Source organism: Corallococcus sp. M7 (assembly GCF_054512695.1).
In genome coordinates this window covers 6,029,135-6,044,888 of the sequence record NZ_CM137252.1, presented here as the reverse complement: position 1 = coordinate 6,044,888, position 15,754 = coordinate 6,029,135, and the positions used below count along the sequence as shown (strand labels likewise).

General features: G+C 69.1%; 14 protein-coding genes. 8 read left to right on the top strand and 6 right to left on the bottom strand.

Annotated elements, in window-relative coordinates:
- The first annotated feature begins 71 nt into the window (after positions 1–71).
- Both ACX114_RS24100 and ACX114_RS24095 read left to right on the top strand, forming a co-directional pair.
- Positions 72–3,695 (top strand): glycosyltransferase, encoded by a 3,624-nt coding sequence (locus tag ACX114_RS24100; RefSeq protein WP_459288193.1) that lies wholly within the window; start codon positions 72–74, stop codon positions 3,693–3,695.
- A gap of 18 nt (positions 3,696–3,713) precedes the next feature.
- Complete coding sequence (locus ACX114_RS24095) at positions 3,714–4,595, top strand: class I SAM-dependent methyltransferase (protein ID WP_459288191.1); 882 nt, start codon at positions 3,714–3,716, stop codon at positions 4,593–4,595.
- A 6-nt stretch (positions 4,596–4,601) separates the two neighbouring features.
- Here ACX114_RS24095 and ACX114_RS24090 read toward each other — a convergent pair whose 3' ends face one another.
- Positions 4,602–5,129 (bottom strand): hypothetical protein, encoded by a 528-nt coding sequence (locus tag ACX114_RS24090; RefSeq protein ID WP_459288189.1) that lies wholly within the window; start codon positions 5,127–5,129, stop codon positions 4,602–4,604.
- The gene (locus tag ACX114_RS24085) at positions 5,119–6,765 is read right to left on the bottom strand and encodes a glycosyltransferase (protein ID WP_459288187.1); all 1,647 of its coding nucleotides are present in this window, start codon (positions 6,763–6,765) and stop codon (positions 5,119–5,121) included. The genes ACX114_RS24090 and ACX114_RS24085 overlap by 11 nt, the downstream gene beginning before the upstream one ends.
- Positions 6,766–6,879: 114 nt before the next feature.
- On the opposite strand from ACX114_RS24085, the gene rfbB reads away from it, so the two are divergent.
- The 5 genes from rfbB (at position 6,880) to ACX114_RS24060 (ending at position 11,512) form a co-directional block, all read left to right on the top strand.
- Positions 6,880–7,905, top strand: a complete 1,026-nt coding sequence (gene rfbB, locus ACX114_RS24080) for a dTDP-glucose 4,6-dehydratase (RefSeq protein WP_459300258.1) — start codon at positions 6,880–6,882, stop codon at positions 7,903–7,905.
- Between the two features lie 4 nt (positions 7,906–7,909).
- The gene (locus ACX114_RS24075) at positions 7,910–8,809 is read left to right on the top strand and encodes an SDR family oxidoreductase (RefSeq protein WP_459288185.1); all 900 of its coding nucleotides are present in this window, start codon (positions 7,910–7,912) and stop codon (positions 8,807–8,809) included.
- Positions 8,810–8,880: 71 nt separating this feature from the next.
- Entirely contained in the window at positions 8,881–9,762 is an 882-nt protein-coding gene (gene rfbA, locus ACX114_RS24070; protein WP_206793278.1) for a glucose-1-phosphate thymidylyltransferase RfbA, read from the top strand.
- Entirely contained in the window at positions 9,759–10,304 is a 546-nt protein-coding gene (gene rfbC, locus ACX114_RS24065) for a dTDP-4-dehydrorhamnose 3,5-epimerase (protein WP_459288183.1), read from the top strand. Before rfbA ends, rfbC begins: the two co-directional genes overlap by 4 nt.
- A 146-nt stretch (positions 10,305–10,450) precedes the next feature.
- Positions 10,451–11,512: a YihY/virulence factor BrkB family protein gene (locus tag ACX114_RS24060; protein WP_459288181.1), complete on the top strand. Its 1,062-nt coding sequence runs from the start codon at positions 10,451–10,453 to the stop codon at positions 11,510–11,512.
- Between the two features lie 57 nt (positions 11,513–11,569).
- Here ACX114_RS24060 and ACX114_RS24055 read toward each other — a convergent pair whose 3' ends face one another.
- From ACX114_RS24055 to ACX114_RS24045, 3 genes are read right to left on the bottom strand one after another with little or no spacing between them, the layout of a single operon-like run.
- The gene (locus ACX114_RS24055) at positions 11,570–12,055 is read right to left on the bottom strand and encodes a hypothetical protein (RefSeq protein WP_459288179.1); all 486 of its coding nucleotides are present in this window, start codon (positions 12,053–12,055) and stop codon (positions 11,570–11,572) included.
- Between the two features lie 38 nt (positions 12,056–12,093).
- Entirely contained in the window at positions 12,094–12,711 is a 618-nt protein-coding gene (locus ACX114_RS24050) for a hypothetical protein (protein ID WP_459288177.1), read from the bottom strand.
- Positions 12,712–12,735: 24 nt separating this feature from the next.
- The gene (locus ACX114_RS24045; RefSeq protein WP_459288175.1) at positions 12,736–13,248 is read right to left on the bottom strand and encodes a winged helix-turn-helix transcriptional regulator; all 513 of its coding nucleotides are present in this window, start codon (positions 13,246–13,248) and stop codon (positions 12,736–12,738) included.
- Positions 13,249–13,327: 79 nt separating this feature from the next.
- Between ACX114_RS24045 and ACX114_RS24040 the strand changes: the two genes are divergently transcribed.
- Positions 13,328–13,987 carry a glutathione S-transferase family protein gene (locus tag ACX114_RS24040; RefSeq protein WP_459288173.1) on the top strand — a complete coding sequence of 220 codons (660 nt, stop codon included), beginning with the start codon at positions 13,328–13,330 and terminating at the stop codon, positions 13,985–13,987.
- A 7-nt stretch (positions 13,988–13,994) separates the two neighbouring features.
- On the opposite strand, the gene ACX114_RS24035 is transcribed toward ACX114_RS24040, so the two are convergent.
- Positions 13,995–15,746: a serine hydrolase domain-containing protein gene (locus ACX114_RS24035; RefSeq protein ID WP_459288171.1), complete on the bottom strand. Its 1,752-nt coding sequence runs from the start codon at positions 15,744–15,746 to the stop codon at positions 13,995–13,997.
- Positions 15,747–15,754 lie beyond the last annotated feature (8 nt).

Genomic DNA, 15,754 nt, shown 5'->3' with positions numbered 1-15,754 from the left:
GAGGACATCCGCCAAGGAGAGGGGGGCGTGCCTTGCCTGCTGCGAGGGTCGGCCTTCCGGACGCCACGACCATGCATTCACAGCTCAATCCCCTGGAACACCCCCTCTGCCTGACGCAGCCCCTGCGGTTGCTGGCTTCCTCCGCCTGGGTGGAGCACGTCCCCTTCGCGATGTTCCTGGTGGACCTGCTGCGTCCCGCGACGCTGGTGGAGCTAGGAACGCACACCGGCGTCTCCTACTCCGCGTTCTGCCAGGCGGTGGACGCGCTGAAGCTGGAGACGCGCTGCCACGCGGTGGACACGTGGAAGGGCGACCCGCACGCGGGCTTCTACGGACCGGACGTGCTCGCGGACCTGCGCGCGCACCATGACCCGCTCTACAGCCGGTTCTCCCAACTGCACGCGATGACCTTCGACGAGGCCGTGAGCCACTTCGCGGACGGCTCCATCGACCTGCTCCACATCGACGGCTGTCACGAATACGCCCAGGTGAAGGCGGACTTCGAGCGCTGGCGCCCCAAGCTGAGCGCGCGCGGCGTCGTCCTCTTCCACGACACCCATACGCGCGAGCGCGGCTTCGGTGTCTGGCGGCTGTGGGAGGAGCTCCGGAACCAGTATCCCTCCTTCGAGTTCGAGCACGGCTACGGTCTGGGCGTGCTCGCCGTGGGCCCGGAGCAGCCGGAGGGGATGAAGGCCCTGACGAGCACCCGGGACGCGGAGCGCGAACACGTGCGGCAGGCCTTCGCCACGCTGGGCTCTCGCCTGACGCTCCAACTGCACGAGCAGCACCTGCTCAACGCCTACGGTGAGAAGGAGCGGCAGGTCGCGGACCAGGCGCTTCAAGCGCAACGGCTCCAGGAGGAGCTGGATGCCGCCCGTGAGCAGGCGCTGGACGCCGCGCAGACCCTGCGCGAGTCCGAACGCCGGATCGCGCGGCTGGACCTGAGCCAGCGGATGCTCCAGGAGGAGCTGGGCCGCAAGAACGCCCGCATCTTCGAACTGGATGCGCACGTGGCGCGCCAGGGCTCGGAGCTGGCGCACATCAACGGCAGCCTCGCCTGGAAGGCCATCAACCGCTACTGGGCCATGCGCGAGCGCGTGCTGCCCCCTGGCACGAAGCGCGGCCACCTCTACCAGAAGAGCAAGGGCACGCTGCACAAGGTGGGCGCGAAGCTGATCAAGCTGCCCGCGAAGCAGAGCGCGCTCCAGGCGCTGCGCGCCGCCAGGGCCGCCCTCACGCCGGCCGCCCCCGTCGCCCCCACCGCGGCGATCGCGGCCCCGGCCCCCGCCCCGAGCGCGCCGCCCGAGCCTCCGGCTCCGTGGACCGCGCCGCTGACGCAGATCTCCCAGGCCAGCCAGGGCCGGCGCATCCTCATCATCGCGGAGCTGTCGCTGCCCCAGTGCAAGCGCTACCGCGTGGATCAGAAGGTCGCGATGTTCCAGCGGCTGGGCTACGACGTCACCGTCCTGCGCTGGACCGACCACGCGGAGTGCAAGGCCGCACTCCAGTTCCACGGCCTGGTCATCTACTACCGCGTGCCCGCCTTCCCTGACGTGGAGGTGCTGCTCGCGGAGACCAAGCGCCTGGGCATCCCGCACTTCTTCGACGTCGACGACCTCATCTTCGATGAGGAGGAGTACCGGCTGAACTCCAACGTGCAGCGGCTGCCCGCCGCCGAGCGCGAGCTGCTGCTCAACGGCGCGAAGCTCTACCGCAAGGCGCTCAGCCTGTGTGAGCACGCCATCGCGAGCACGCCCACCATCGCGAGGGAGATGGCCAAGGTCATCTCCGGCAAGGTCTACGTCGTCGAGAACTGCCTGGACGAAGGCATCCTGGAGCTGGTCCGGGAGATGGAAGTGCGCCCGCCCGTGGTGGACGCGGACACGGTCACCATCGGTTACGGCAGCGGCACGCGCACGCACGACGCCGACTTCACCATCGCCGCGGACGCCATCCTCGCGGTGATGGAGCGCCATCCGAACGTGCGCCTGGCCATCCACGGCTTCCTGGAGCTGCCAGAGGGCTTCCAGCGCTTCTCCGACCGCGTCTTCCGCATCCCGTTCCTGGACGCGGACGACTACCTGCGCGCGCTCGCGTCCTGGCAGATCTCCATCGCGCCGCTGGAGCAGACGGTCTTCAACGACGCCAAGAGCAACATCAAGTTCATCGAGGCGTCCATCTTCCGCGTGCCCGCGGTCTGCTCTGGCGCCGGGCCGTTCCGGGAGATCATCGACCACGGCAACAACGGCTTCATCGCCACCACGCGTGAGGAGTGGGAGTCCGCGCTCTCCGCGCTGGTGGAGGACGCGTCGCTGCGCAAGCGCATGGGCGAGGAGGCCCACCGCAGCGTGATGGCGCGCTACCACCCCGCGGTGGTGGCCACGGAGCGGCTCCAGCCCATCCTCCAGCACCTGCCGCCCGCGCCGCCTCCGCGCCTCAAGGTGCTGGAGGCCAACATCCTCTTCGCGCCCTTGAGCTTCGGCGGGGCCACCATCGTCGCGGAGCAGGTGGCGCACCGGCTGAAGGAGGAGGGCTGCGACGTCACCGTGTTCACCGGCATCCTGAGCTCGCCGCTGCCCGCCTATTCGGTGGTGCGCTACGAGGCGCTGGGCCTGCCGGTCATCGCCACCCAGGTGCCGCCCCAGACCGACCGCGCCCAGGAGTACCAGAACCCGCGCATCGGGGAGACCTTCACCCAGGTGCTCAAGGCGGTGCGCCCGGACGTGGTGCACTTCCACTCCATCCAGCTCTTGAGCTCCGCGCTCGCCACGGCGTGCGTCGCGGAGGGAATCCCGTACACCATCACCCTGCATGACGCGTGGTGGCTGTGCGAGCGGCAGTTCATGGTCCGCGAGGACAAGACGTACTGCAACCAGAAGGGCATCGACCTGCGGGTGTGCTCCAAGTGCGTGCCGGACTCGCGCTACACCTTCACGCGCACGTTCGCCCTGCGCAAGGTGCTGGACGGCGCGGCCCTGCTGATGACTCCCAGCGAGTTCCAGCGCCAGCTCTACATCGCCAACGGCGTCGCGCCGGAGCGCATCGTCGTGAACAAGAACGGCGTGCTGATGCCCAACCGCGAGCGCGCCGCTCGCCCCGCGAACACCCCGGTGCGCTTCGCCTACCTGGGCGGCCGCGCGGTCCACAAGGGGTACTTCTGGCTCAAGGACCTCCTGGAGTCCGTGCCGGAGTCCAACTGGGTCCTGAAGATGACCGACATCCAGCTGCGCATGGGGTCGGCCTCCATCGACGCGAAGGAATGGAAGGTGAAGGGCCAGGTGGAGGTGGTGCCTCCGTATGATCAGGACGGACTGGACACCTTCTTCGACGGAGTGGACGTGCTGCTGATGCCTTCGCAGTGGAAGGAGAGCTTCGGGCTGGCGGTGCGCGAGGCCCTGGCCCGGAACGTGTGGGTGGTCACCACGGCGTCGGGCGGCGTCAGCGAGGACATCGTGGAGGGCGTCAACGGCAACGTCCTGGAGATGGGGGACGCCGAAGGCTACCGCCGCGTGCTGCGCGAGCTGATGGCTCACCCGGAGCGTCTGGCGCGGTACCAGAACCCCCAGCGCGCCGCCGTGCGCGACTACGTCACCCAGGCCCGGGAGCTGCGTGCGCTCCTGTCCGGCCTGGTGACTCCGCCCGCCGCGCGAAGCACGCCCCGCAAGGAGGGCGGCGCCGCGGCCACCCAACGCTGAAAACACCGGAGGCACCCCATGCGTCTGTCCCAGCTCAAGGCCCTGATTCCTCCCTCGATGAAGGCCGCCGTGCGCTCCCAGCTCCACACGGGGCTGACGCGCACGGAGAACCAGCTGGCGTCACTCCGTTCGCGTTGGATGCCTCCGGCCCCCGTGGAGCCGCCACCGCCAGTGCCCGTGGAGCCGGTCCCCGCGGCGCCGCCGCCCCCCGTGGCGCCGCCGCTCACCCGGGAGCTCATCGCGGCCCACTACCTGCGCGGCGAGGGCCTGGAGATTGGCCCCCTGTGCAATCCCACGAAGCTGCCCGCCGGGGCGCGGGCCCGCTATGTGGACGTGGCGCCCGTCGAGGTGCTGCGCTCCCGTTTCCCGGAAGTGGCCGACCGCATCGTCACGCCGGACATCATCGACAACGGCGAGGAGCTGGGCACGGTGGCGGCGGAGTCCCAGGACTTCGTCATCGCCAACCACGTCCTGGAGCACTGCGAGAATCCCATTGGCACGGTGAAGAACTTCATCCGGGTCCTGCGGCCCGGAGGCATCCTCTTCATGGCCATCCCGGACAAGCGCTTCACCTTCGACCTGCCCCGGGCCATCACCCCCACGGCGCACGTCGTGGAGGACTACCTGAAGGGGCCGGAGGGCTCGCGGCGCGCCCACTATGACGAGTGGCTGCGCATCATCGACCGGAAGGAGGGCGAGGAGCTGGCCCACCTGACGGAGGCCTTCATCCGGGATCGCGTCAACATCCACTTCCATGTGTGGACGCTCACCGAGATGTTCGAGCTGTTCACCGTGGCCCGAGATCAGCTGGGCCTGCCCTTCAACATCCGGATGGTCTTCCTGGATCCCTCCTGCCTGGAGGCGGTGTGGATCCTGGAGGTGAAGAAGCCGCTGCCCTGAAGAGGGCTACCGGCCACGACGCCGGGAGGGTGCCCGGCGTGGCGGCTCCCCAACGGGCTCCGGCGACGGCTCCGACGTGGGCTCCGGCGCGGCTGGAGGCAGGCGCGACGTCAGCTGCTCCAACTGGCGCTCCACCTCCTGGCGCCACAGGGACTGCGTGCGCGCCTGCACGCGCTGGTGCTCGTGGATGAGCATGAGCGCGTCCAGGATGGCCTCGTTGAACTCCACCTGCCGCCGGAGCGCCTCGTTGATGAAGGGCTGGAAGGCCAGCCGGAAGGCGCGCTTGGCCATCACCAGCGCGGGCCCTACCAGGGGCCGGTGGGACGAAGGCGGATCCGCGTAGCGCGCGTCGCGCTTCAGCCGCGCGCCCTCCAGGAACGGCGGCCACGCGGCGCTGGTGGCCGGGGCCTGGGTGGCGGCGAGGCGCCGGCGCAGCGCCTCCACCTTCTCGGGCTCGGGCGTGGGCAGCCGCTCCAGTGACTCCAGCACCGCCTTCACGGTGGGGTCGTCGGTGATGAGGTCCTCAGCGCGCATGCGGGCGTCCTCCCACGTCCAGCTCTCTTGCCAGCTCCGCCGCCAGTGACGTCAGGTCGCGCCCCGGGGTGAGCTCCCACAGCCTTGTTCCCAGGACCTGCCGCACGCCCGCGTCCGGCGCGCGGCGCGGCTCCCAGACGCCCGCGACGCGCGTGTCCGCGGGGAGCCGCGACACCGTGCGCCGGGCCACCTCTTCACCAGCGCCCGCGAACAGCAACGGCCCGGAGGCGCACCGCACGCCCGTCTCCAGCGACGACGACGGCGGGCTGGGCCCATCCACGCCGAAGGTGGGCTCGTCCGGCGTGAAGCGCCGCACCCGCGTCACGCCCTCGCGCTCATCGAGTGGAGCCAGTCGCAGGGGCAGCACCTGGCGGCGCACCGTCCACAGGCTCGCGTCCGGCAGCCGGTCCACCACCGCGCGCGCCAGCCGGGACATGGGCGCATCCGGCGCGGCGTCGAAGCCCGGGCACACGACGGTGACGGCGGGCCCGGCGGGCGGACGGGCAGGGGGCGCGTCCCCCTGGATGAAGGGCATGAGCGCCTCGCGCACGCGCTGGGCCACGGACTGCTGGTCCAGGGACGCCAGGCGCTGGCGCTGCGCCTCCACCACCCGCGCGCGCAGGGCGGGGTCGCGCTCCAGTACCGCCAGGAGCCCCGCCACCTGCGAGGGGTCATCCGACAGGGTGGTGAGGCCCGCGCCGCCCATGGTCTCCGGCACCGCCGCGGCGCCGTAGGCCACCACCGGCACGCCCCGGTACATGGCCTCCAGCAGCGGCACGCCGAAGCCCTCGTGGCGGCTCATGGACAGGTACGCGGTGGCGGAGGCGAAGCACGCGGACAGCTGGGCGGCGTCCACCCGCCCCAGGAACACCACGCGATCCGGGCCCAGCTGCTCGCGCAGCGCCAGCACGGACGCGTCATAGGGCGCGCTGCTGTAGAGCGTCCCCGCCACCAGCAGCCGGCTCTTGGGCTGGTACAGGCGCTGGTAGGCGGTGAAGACGCGCAGCACGTCCTCCAGCCGCTTGCTGGGCACGGTGCGGCCCACGAAGAGCACATTGGCGCAGCCGTCCGCCACCTGCTCGCGCAGGGCCGCGTCCGGCGGCACGTTGAACGCGTTCCAGTCCACCGCGAAGGGCAGGACGCTCGCGTCAGGGAACCCCGCGGCGGACAGCTCCTCCACGCTGAAGTGCGAGTAGGCCCAGGCGTGCGTCACGTGCTCGCGCAGCTGGAGCAGCTCCTCGCGCGCCAGCATGCAGCCGCGGGCGACGTGGCGGTCGGTGCCCTCGAAGAACCGCTCGGGCGTGACGTTGTGGTACAGCAGCGCCTTGCGCCCCTTCGCCTTGGCCACCAGCGGCACCAGCCGCGACTCGAAGCTGTGGTGGACGAGGAGCGCCGTGTCCCGTCCCGCGTCGCGGGCGTATTCCAGGGCGGGGCGCACATCGTCGCGGCACGCCTCGTCCCACTGCTCCGCGTAGATCTCCGACGCGTACCCCCACCCGCGCAGGAGGTCGCGCAGGTAGCGCACCTGGTTGCCCACGGCGTCGCCCCAGGCCAGCCGAGGCACGAGCTGGTGGACCGCTCCGGCGCTCGAGGACGCGGTCCCTCGCTTGCTGTTCCAGAGGCTCACGTTGGCCATGGCATTTACCCCTGGCCCGCACCGGCCACAAGTGGTCGCGCGCCTGCCTTGACGGGGATCCGTCCCTCCGCTACGGAGGGCGCTTTCTCCCGTAGTCCGAGTGGTGGCGTGTCAATGAACGTCCTGGTGACAGGTGGCTGCGGCTTCATCGGTTCCAACCTGGTGAAGTACCTCCGCCGCGAGCGGCCCGACTGGAAGATCATCAACCTCGACAAGCTCACGTACGCGGGCAACCTCGAGACCCTCGCCGACCTGGAAGGCGACCCGAAGCACGTCTTCGTGCGCGGCGACATCGGCAACCGGGAGCTGGTGGAACACCTCATCGTCCAGCACGGCGTCGACGCGGTGATGCACCTGGCGGCCGAAAGCCACGTGGACCGCTCCATCCTGGGCCCGGAGGTGTTCATCAACACCAACGTGCTGGGCACCCAGCAGCTCCTGGAGGCCTGCCGCGCCCGGGGCGTGAAGCGCTTCCTGATGGTCTCCACCGATGAGGTCTACGGCTCGCTGGGCCCCACGGGCGCCTTCACGGAGACCTCTCCGCTGCAGCCCTCCAGCCCGTACTCGGCCTCCAAGACGTCCTCGGACCTGATCGCGCTGGCCTACCACCACACGTTCAAGATGGACGTGGTGGTGACGCGCTGCTCGAACAACTACGGCCGCTACCAGTTCCCGGAGAAGCTCATCCCGCTGATGGTGGTGAACGCGCTGCACGACAAGCCGCTGCCCGTCTACGGCGACGGCGCCAACGTGCGCGACTGGCTCCACGTGGACGACCACTGCCAGGGCCTGCTGGTGGCGCTGGAGAAGGGCCGCGCGGGCGAGGTCTACAACATCGGCGGCGGCTCCGAGCGCCGCAACATCGAGATCGTCAAGGGCATCCTGGGCCTCCTGAAAAAGCCCGAGTCGCTCATCCAGTACGTGGCGGACCGGCCCGGCCATGACCGCCGCTACGCCATCGACCCCACGAAGATCCGCACCGAGCTGGGCTACCAGCCGAAGCACACCTTCGAGCAGGGGCTGGCGGAGACGGTGACCTGGTACGTGGAGAACCGCGCCTGGTGGGAGCGCGTCACCAGCGGCGCCTACCGCCAGTACTTCGACACCCAGTACAAGGCCCGTCTGCAGGGGCGGGGCTAGCACCATGCGCTTTCTCGTCACGGGGGCCAACGGCCTGGTGGGCAGCCGCGTCTGCGCGCAGCTGACCGAGCGCGGTCACGAGGTGGTGGGCCTGGGGCGTGGTCCCCGGCGCACGGGCGGCACGCACGGCTACGTGGAGGTGGACCTCACGCGCGAGCAGGACGTGGCCGCGGCCATCGCCCAGGCCCGTCCGGAGGCCATCATCCACCCCGCCTCCATGACGGAGGTGGACGCGTGTGAGAAGGACCCGGACGCGGCCTACGCGGCGAACGTCCACGCCACGGCGGCGGTGGCCCGGGCCGCGAAGGCCGCGGGCGCGCACCTGGTGCACGTCTCCACGGACTACGTCTTCGACGGGGACGCGGGGCCGTATTCGGAGGACGCGCTGCCCAACCCGCGCGGCGTGTACGCGCTGACCAAGCACATGGCCGAGCAGGCCGCGCGCGTCTTCGTGCCGGGCTGCGCCATCGCGCGCACGGCGGTGGTGTACGGCTGGCCCGCGGCGGGGCGTCCCAACTTCGGAGCGTGGCTGGTGGGGGCCCTGGAGAAGGGCCAGCCGGTGAAGCTCTTCGAGGACCAGGTCGTGTCCCCCAGCTTCGCGGACAGCGTGGCCGCCATGCTGGTGGAGCTGGGTGAGCGGCGGCTGGGTGGCGTGTGGAACACCTGTGGTGGCACGGTCATCGACCGGGTCGGCTTCGGCAAGGCGCTCTGCGAGGTGTTCGGCTTCGACGCGTCGCTGATCACCCCGACGCGGATGGCGGACCTGAAGCTGGCCAGCCCCCGGCCGCTGCGAAGCGGCCTCAAGACGGACAAGGTGCGCACGGAGCTGAAGGCCCAACCGCTGGAGCTGGCGGAGTCCCTGGCGCGCTTCCACGCGGCCTGGAAGGCGCACCGCGCCGGTTGAGCATCCGCGCGTGGCGACCTGGCCGCGCGCATCCGTTTCGCGGCAGCGCCGTGGAACACAGGGGAGCACGCATGAAGGGAATCATTCTGGCCGGGGGTTCGGGCACGCGCCTGTACCCGCTGACGCGCGTGGTGAGCAAGCAGCTGTTGCCCGTCTACGACAAGCCGATGATCTACTACCCGCTGACGACGCTGATGCTGGCGGGCATCCGGGAGATCCTCGTCATCTCCACGCCGCAGGACCTGCCGCGCTTTCGCGAGCTGCTGGGCGACGGAGAGCAGTGGGGCATCCGCCTCCAGTACGCCGAGCAGCCGCGTCCGGAGGGCCTGGCGCAGGCGTTCGTCATCGGCCGGGACTTCGTGGGCAAGGACCCGGTGTCGCTCATCCTGGGTGACAACATCTTCTACGGCCACGGCATGGGGGAGCTCACGCAGCGCGCGTCGAAGCGCACGCAGGGCGCCACCGTGTTCGGCTACTACGTGAAGGATCCGGAGCGCTACGGCGTGGTGGAGCTCAACGCCCAGCACAAGGCCGTCAGCATCGAGGAGAAGCCGGCGAAGCCCAAGTCGCACTACGCCGTCACGGGCCTGTACTTCTACGACAACCAGGTCATCGACATCGCGGCGAACCTCAAGCCGGGCAAGCGCGGCGAGTACGAAATCACCGACGTCAACGCGGAGTACCTGCGCCGCGGCCAGCTCAACGTGGAGCTGATGGGACGCGGCTATGCGTGGCTGGACACCGGCACGCACGAGTCGCTGATGCAGGCATCCAACTACATCGAGATCATCGAGCGCCGTCAGGGCCTCAAGGTGGCCTGTCCGGAGGAGATCGCCTTCCGCATGGGCTACATCGACGAGCAGCGGCTGACGGCGTTGGCGGAGCCCATGCGCAAGAACGAGTACGGCCAGTACCTGCTGGACCTGGTGGAGAAGCGGGGGGCGGTGTCGTGAAGGTCACCCCGCTGGCGATTCCGGACGTCCTGCTCATCGAGCCGAAGGTGTTCGGCGACGACCGGGGCTTCTTCCTCGAGTCCTTCCACGCGAAGCGCTACGCGGACGCGGGCGTGGTCGGTCCGTTCGTGCAGGACAACCTGTCGCGCTCGGTGAAGGGCACGCTGCGCGGGCTGCACTTCCAGGAGCCCAACCCGCAGGGCAAGCTGGTGCAGTGCCTGGCGGGCGCGGTGTGGGACGTGGCGGTGGACATCCGCAAGGGGTCGCCCACGTTCGGCCGGTGGGTGGCCGCGGAGCTGACGGGCGAGAACAAGCACCAGCTCTGGGTGCCGGCGGGCTTCGCGCACGGGTTCTGCGTGGTGAGCGACTCGGCGGACTTCTTCTACAAGTGCACCGCGCTCTACTCCCCGGAGACCGAGCGGAGCGTCATCTGGGATGATCCGGACCTGGCCATCCCGTGGCCGGTGAAGCAGCCGCTCCTGTCCGCGAAGGATCTGCGCGCGCCCCGGCTGAAGGACGCGCCCGTGCTGCCTGTTTTCTGACGCTGAAGGCGGCCGGGCAGGCGTGGCGCAGGGGGCTTGTCATTCCCCGCCCCCTGCGCGGTGAGCAGGCAGGGGGGCGGGCCTCGTCCTGGGGGAGGAAGCCAGCCGGGGGATGGAATGCCCAATCTCCTCGAAGGAGGAGACGCATGGTCCTGCCCGGCAGGGGAATGAGTTGGAAGGAGTTCTTCAAGTCCCTCAAGGACGAATGGGGGCGCGACAACGTGGGCAACGTCGCGGGGGCGTTGACGTTCTCCGCCATCATGGCGTTGTTCCCGTTCCTGCTGTTCCTCGTGTCACTGGCCGGCGTGCTGATTGATCCGCACCAGGCGCAGCAGCTCATCCAGGAGCTGTCGAAGGTGGCGCCCCAGGAGGTGACGAAGATCCTGGGCGAGCGGCTGGAGGCGCTGGCGAGCAGCAATCCGGTGGGGCTCCTGACGATCGGTGGCGTGGGCGCCGTCTGGGCGGCCTCCGGCGGTGTGGTGGCGCTGATGGACGCGCTCAACACGGTCTACGGCGTGACGGAGAAGCGCCCGTTCTGGAAGAAGCGTGGCCTCGCGCTGCTGACGACGCTGGGGACGGCCCTCACCGTGGTGCTGGCGGCCGCCGTCGCCATCGTCACGCCAGCCATCGCGGACAAGCTGGGTGAGCCGTTCACCAGCCTCGTGCTGTGGCTGCGCATGCCGGTGGCGGGCATCCTGATGATGCTGCTGCTGGCGGTGCTGTACTACGTGCTGCCGGACGTGAAGCAGAAGTTCAAGTTCATCACGCCGGGGTCGGTGGTGAGCGTGATCATCTGGGTCATCGCCTCGTGGGGGTTCTCGAAGTACGTGGCGAACTTCGGCTCGTACGACGTGAACTACGGCGCCATCGGCGGTGTCATCGTGATGCTGCTGTGGATGCAGATCTCCTGCATGGTCGTGCTGCTGGGCGCGGAGATCAACGGCATCCTCGAGCACAAGTCGCCGGACGGGAAGGCGCCGGGTGCGCGGGATCCGGACGCGCCGGGACCGAACGTGACGAAGACGGAGGCGGAGGAGCGGGGCGCGAACCTCCCCGGCGCCACGGACTTCCGTCCGGTTCCGCCCCAGCCTCAATACGAGAGCCGCCCGGTGGCGCTGAGCAAGACGCCGCTGGCCGCCGCAGCGAAGTGGGCCGCGGGCGTGGGCCTGGGCGTGTTCCTGATGCGCCGCAAGTCCGCGGCGCGGTAGGCAGGCATGCTGCTCAACGGCGGGCGGTCCTCGGAAGGGGGCCGCCCGTCGTCGTTTTCAGGGCAGCGGTGACGTGACGTAGTCCACCCCGTCGGAGTGGCACCCGTGACAGGTCGAGTGGGCGCGGCCGTAGTAGTTCCGCGTGTAGTCGGGGCCGAAGCCCTCGTAGAAGATCCAGGTGTCCTTGCCGGGGCCTTCCGCGACCTTCACGTCCAGCGCGTGGCCCCGGAGTGTCTTCCCGTCATCCTCGAAGAGCTCCTTCACCAGGATGCTGCCCACGGGGTGCGTGGCGTTGCCCTCGCGCAGCGACTGCACGACGACGTCGTTGAAGAACACGCGGACCTTGCTGCCGTGAGGCGCGCGCGTGTCATGGACCGAGGGCTCCGCGAGCCAGGAGGTGTACTGGCCCGAGCGGACGAAGTCCGTGATGCCCTTCTCGGACGTGTCGATGCCCTGGACGACGCCGAGGCCCTCGTCCACGGAGGAGGAGGGGCCACAGGCGGCGGTGAACAGGACCATGAGCGGCAGGAGGTGGGCGCGCATGGTCAGGACTACGCCGGTGGGGCGTGGGCGGTTACAGCTCACTGCGGCGCGTAGTTGTGGCTCAGCTCGAACACGAGCGTCTTCACGATGGGCGGGATGGATATCTCGATGCGGCCCAGGTTCAGGTCGGCGTGGGTGACCTGGTAGGAGAGGCCGCCGAACTCGTCATCGAAGGTGAAGTCGTCGTTGTCGAAGATGGAGATTTCGAGCGGGTAGCGCAGGAGGTTGGACGTGATGACCTGGCAGCCGCCGGAGCGCCATTCGGGGTCCCAGCTCTCGTCCTCGGGGGTACGGGAGCGCTCGGGCGCGGAGGGGCAGTTCATCTCCACGACGACGTCCGGCGGGGAGCCATCGGAGTCCCAGTCCTCGCCCGTGTCCGGGTCGAAGTCCGCGATGACGGCGCGCCGGGGCTGGATGTACGTGCGCATCACGCCCGTGTAGCAGGCGCGCTGGTCCAGCCGGCAGACACTGCCTGCCCCGCAGGACTCACACATGCCGCCATTGGGGCCACATTCCGAGTCGCTCCGGTAGCGGATGCACTCATTGAGCGCGGAGCAGCAGCCGTCCGCGCAGTTCTCCGGGGTGCAGTCGTAGGGACCGCAGGCGGGGAGCCACAGCGCGCACAGCAGGACGAACAACCAGCCGAGGACTTTCATGAGCGCGGTGAACGCTAACCCGCTTCAGGTCCGTCCGTCCCGAGCCTTGCGTGCGACGGCCTTCTCATAGGCGGCCTGAAGCTCCCGGAACACCGAGCGGGAAGGGCGCGGCGCGTCCAGGTGCAGGTGGCGCAGCTCAGCCATGAACGCGTCCCAGAGGGGCGGGCCGCCCTTCTCCAGCAGCTCCGCGCGGACGGACAGCTCCTCGCTCACCGGCGTGTGCCGGCGGCCCCAGGCCCCCATGTGCGCGAGCAGGGGCACCAGTTGGATGGACGCCTCCGTGAGGCTGTAGATGCCTTTCTGGCGGTGCTTCGGGTCCGGGCGTCGCGACAGCAGTCCGGACGCGGTCAGGCGCTTGAGCCGGTCCGCCAGGATGTTGGAGGCGATGCCCTCTTCGCTCTGGGAGAGCAGGTCACCGTAGCCGCGCCGGTTCCCGAACATGACGTCGCGGATGACGATCAGGCTCCAGCGGTCGCCAAGTTGTTCGAGCGTCAGGTTGATGGGGCAGCCGGAGCGCCCTGTCTGCGGCATGGCCATACTCCTTGCAGTATGCAAGCGGTCCAAATACGGTTCAACCCGTTGTGAAATGCAAGTAGTCGGATGGAAAGGTCCAACGATGTCGCTCGCGGTCTACGGTCACTATTTCTCCTCGTACACGCAGAAGGTGCTCATCGCGCTGTACGAGAACGGCACGTCCTTCGAGTTTCGAAGCATCAGCCCGGAGACGCCGGAGCATTCAGCCGAATGGCTGCGCCGCTGGCCGCTGCGCAAGTTCCCGCTGCTGGTGGACGGTGACCGTCAGGTCGTCGAGACGAGCATCATCATCGAGTACCTCCAGCTGAAGCATCCCGGGCAGGTGCGCCTGCTGCCCGAGGACCCGCTGGCCGCGCTGGACGTGCGCTTCCTCGACCGCTTCTTCGACCTGCACATCATGAACGCGGCCCAGCACGCCGTGGACGGAGCGCTGACAGGGGACCCGGTGAAGCGCCAGGATGGGATGAAGCTGGCGGTGGAGAAGCTGGAGCGCGCCTACGGCTGGATTGAAGGACAGCTGGGGGGCCGGACCTGGGCCGCGGGCAACGACTTCACGCTGGCGGACTGTGCGGCGGCGCCGTCGCTGTTCTACGCGGACTGGACGCACCGGATTCCGGAGTCGTGTCCCCAACTGCGCGCCTATCGCGCGAGGTTGCTCGCGCGTCCGTCCGTCGCTCGGGCGGTGGACGGGGGACGCCCCTATCGGCATCTCTTCCCGCTGGGAGCGCCGGACCGCGATTGAGCGCGGGTCAGGGCCGCGGGGGAGTAGACACCGCGGCCATGATGTACTGGGGCAGGAGCTCCTCGCGGAACTTCCGCCAGAGGGAGACGTGGTTGTAGTTGCCCGCGGTGAACAGCACGACGAGGTCCAGCTCCGGGACGACCATCACGAGCTGGCCACCGTTCCCGCTGGCTTCGTACTGTGAATACACCCGGTCACCGACGCGAAGCTCATGGCGCCACCACGTGTAGCCATAGGTCCGTCCATCCGGCATCGTCGCCTGTTTCGCGACGGAGCGTTCCACCCAGCGCTGGCTGACCACGCGCTTCCCGTTCCAGGTGCCTCCGGAGAGGTAGAGCTGCCCGAGCTTCAGGGCATCGCGAGGGCGCATGTAGATGCCGCCGCCGAGGTACTGCTCACCGTCGGGCATCAGGTCCAGGTGATAACCGCGCATCTGGAGGGGCGTGGCGACGTGCTGGGTGAAGAACTCGGGGATCCAGGTGCGAGTGGTGTTGCGAAGGACGCCGCCGAGCAGGTTGATGTTCGCGGAGCAGTACACGGCCTTCCCGCCGCCGGGGGCGCGGACCATGGGGAGGTCCAGCGTGTACTTGTACCAATCCGGTACGGAGTCCTCGAGCCGGTCCTCGTTGCCAGGTGAATCCGGATCGTCGTCGTCACAAGCCAGGCCCGTCGCCATGGTCATCAGGTGAGCGACGGTGAGCTTGCGCTTGCGCGCATCCAGGTTGGAGAGCTTGCCCTTGTACTCAGGGAAGAGAGAGGCGACGGGCGTGTCCACGGTGAAGGGGGCGCCCTGGTCCAGGGCAATGCCAATCAGCAGGGACGCGTAGGACTTGGAGGAGGAGCGCAGGTCATGGGGACGCTCCTTGTCGAAGCCCTGGAAGTATTCTTCGACGATGAGCTTCCCGTGACGCGCGATGAGCAGGCCCTGGATGGCGGGCACTGACTCCGGGCTCGGGTCCTGGTCGAGGATGCGCTGCACGAGCTGCTGGAGCGGTTGGACATCCATGCCGACGTCGGCGGGGGAGGCCGTGGTCCAGCCGTCTTCCTCCTCGATGGGCTTTTGGTAGGCGTAGGGGCCGGGAGCAGGCGTGCGGAAGTAGAGACCCACGGCCTGCGAACGGTCCCGGCGGGTGAAGTCGAACGTCGTGTCGAAGGGAGGGTAGGGGAGGGACAGCCGTCCGGACTGCGCGTCGAACGTGCCTTCGATCTGGGTGTTGTCCTTGGTGGACGTGAGCCGGACCGTGCGGTCCTGAAGCTCCACGCGGAACATCATCCGGTTGCCGAAGTTCCGCTCCGGGTTGCGAATGAACGCTGTCACGGAGCCGTCAGGCTGCTTCTGGACGACGAGGTACAGCGAGAACCGGTCCTCCAGCGGAGCCACGTTGCCACGCCAGACACCCGGCTGAAGCGCGCGCAGTTCCGCCGGAGAGGCGAACTTCATGCCGCTCATGAGCACGCGAGGCTGGATCCAGTGGCCGGCGATGCTCTGCCCGTTCTCCGCCAACGTCGCTCGGAGTTCGCCACCTGGAAATGCGACGGACACCTTGCGGCCCTCGACCCGGACCGGGACGTCAAAGCCCGCGATGCGTGCTCGCCACGTCGTTCCATCGCGAACCAGTGTCAGCTCTCCGCGAACCTGCGGTCCGAAGACGCGCTCACTGCCCCAGATGCCCACCAGCTGCTCGGCTGGAATGGGGACAGCGCCGACGTGGAAAGGCAGCAGCGCCAGCAGAAGCCCAAGGAAGCGGTAGCGGGTCATGGTCTGCT

Bases quoted from the DNA above. Each gene is read 5' to 3' on its own strand.
- ACX114_RS24100 (WP_459288193.1), top strand. From the start codon at position 72: ATGCATTCACAGCTCAATCCCCTGGAACACCCCCTCTGCCTGACGCAG.
- ACX114_RS24095 (WP_459288191.1), top strand. From the start codon at position 3,714: ATGCGTCTGTCCCAGCTCAAGGCCCTGATTCCTCCCTCGATGAAGGCC.
- ACX114_RS24090 (WP_459288189.1), bottom strand. From the start codon at position 5,129: ATGCGCGCTGAGGACCTCATCACCGACGACCCCACCGTGAAGGCGGTG.
- ACX114_RS24085 (WP_459288187.1), bottom strand. From the start codon at position 6,765: ATGGCCAACGTGAGCCTCTGGAACAGCAAGCGAGGGACCGCGTCCTCG.
- rfbB (WP_459300258.1), top strand. From the start codon at position 6,880: ATGAACGTCCTGGTGACAGGTGGCTGCGGCTTCATCGGTTCCAACCTG.
- ACX114_RS24075 (WP_459288185.1), top strand. From the start codon at position 7,910: ATGCGCTTTCTCGTCACGGGGGCCAACGGCCTGGTGGGCAGCCGCGTC.
- rfbA (WP_206793278.1), top strand. From the start codon at position 8,881: ATGAAGGGAATCATTCTGGCCGGGGGTTCGGGCACGCGCCTGTACCCG.
- ACX114_RS24060 (WP_459288181.1), top strand. From the start codon at position 10,451: ATGGTCCTGCCCGGCAGGGGAATGAGTTGGAAGGAGTTCTTCAAGTCC.
- ACX114_RS24055 (WP_459288179.1), bottom strand. From the start codon at position 12,055: ATGCGCGCCCACCTCCTGCCGCTCATGGTCCTGTTCACCGCCGCCTGT.
- ACX114_RS24050 (WP_459288177.1), bottom strand. From the start codon at position 12,711: ATGAAAGTCCTCGGCTGGTTGTTCGTCCTGCTGTGCGCGCTGTGGCTC.
- ACX114_RS24045 (WP_459288175.1), bottom strand. From the start codon at position 13,248: ATGGCCATGCCGCAGACAGGGCGCTCCGGCTGCCCCATCAACCTGACG.
- ACX114_RS24040 (WP_459288173.1), top strand. From the start codon at position 13,328: ATGTCGCTCGCGGTCTACGGTCACTATTTCTCCTCGTACACGCAGAAG.
- ACX114_RS24035 (WP_459288171.1), bottom strand. From the start codon at position 15,746: ATGACCCGCTACCGCTTCCTTGGGCTTCTGCTGGCGCTGCTGCCTTTC.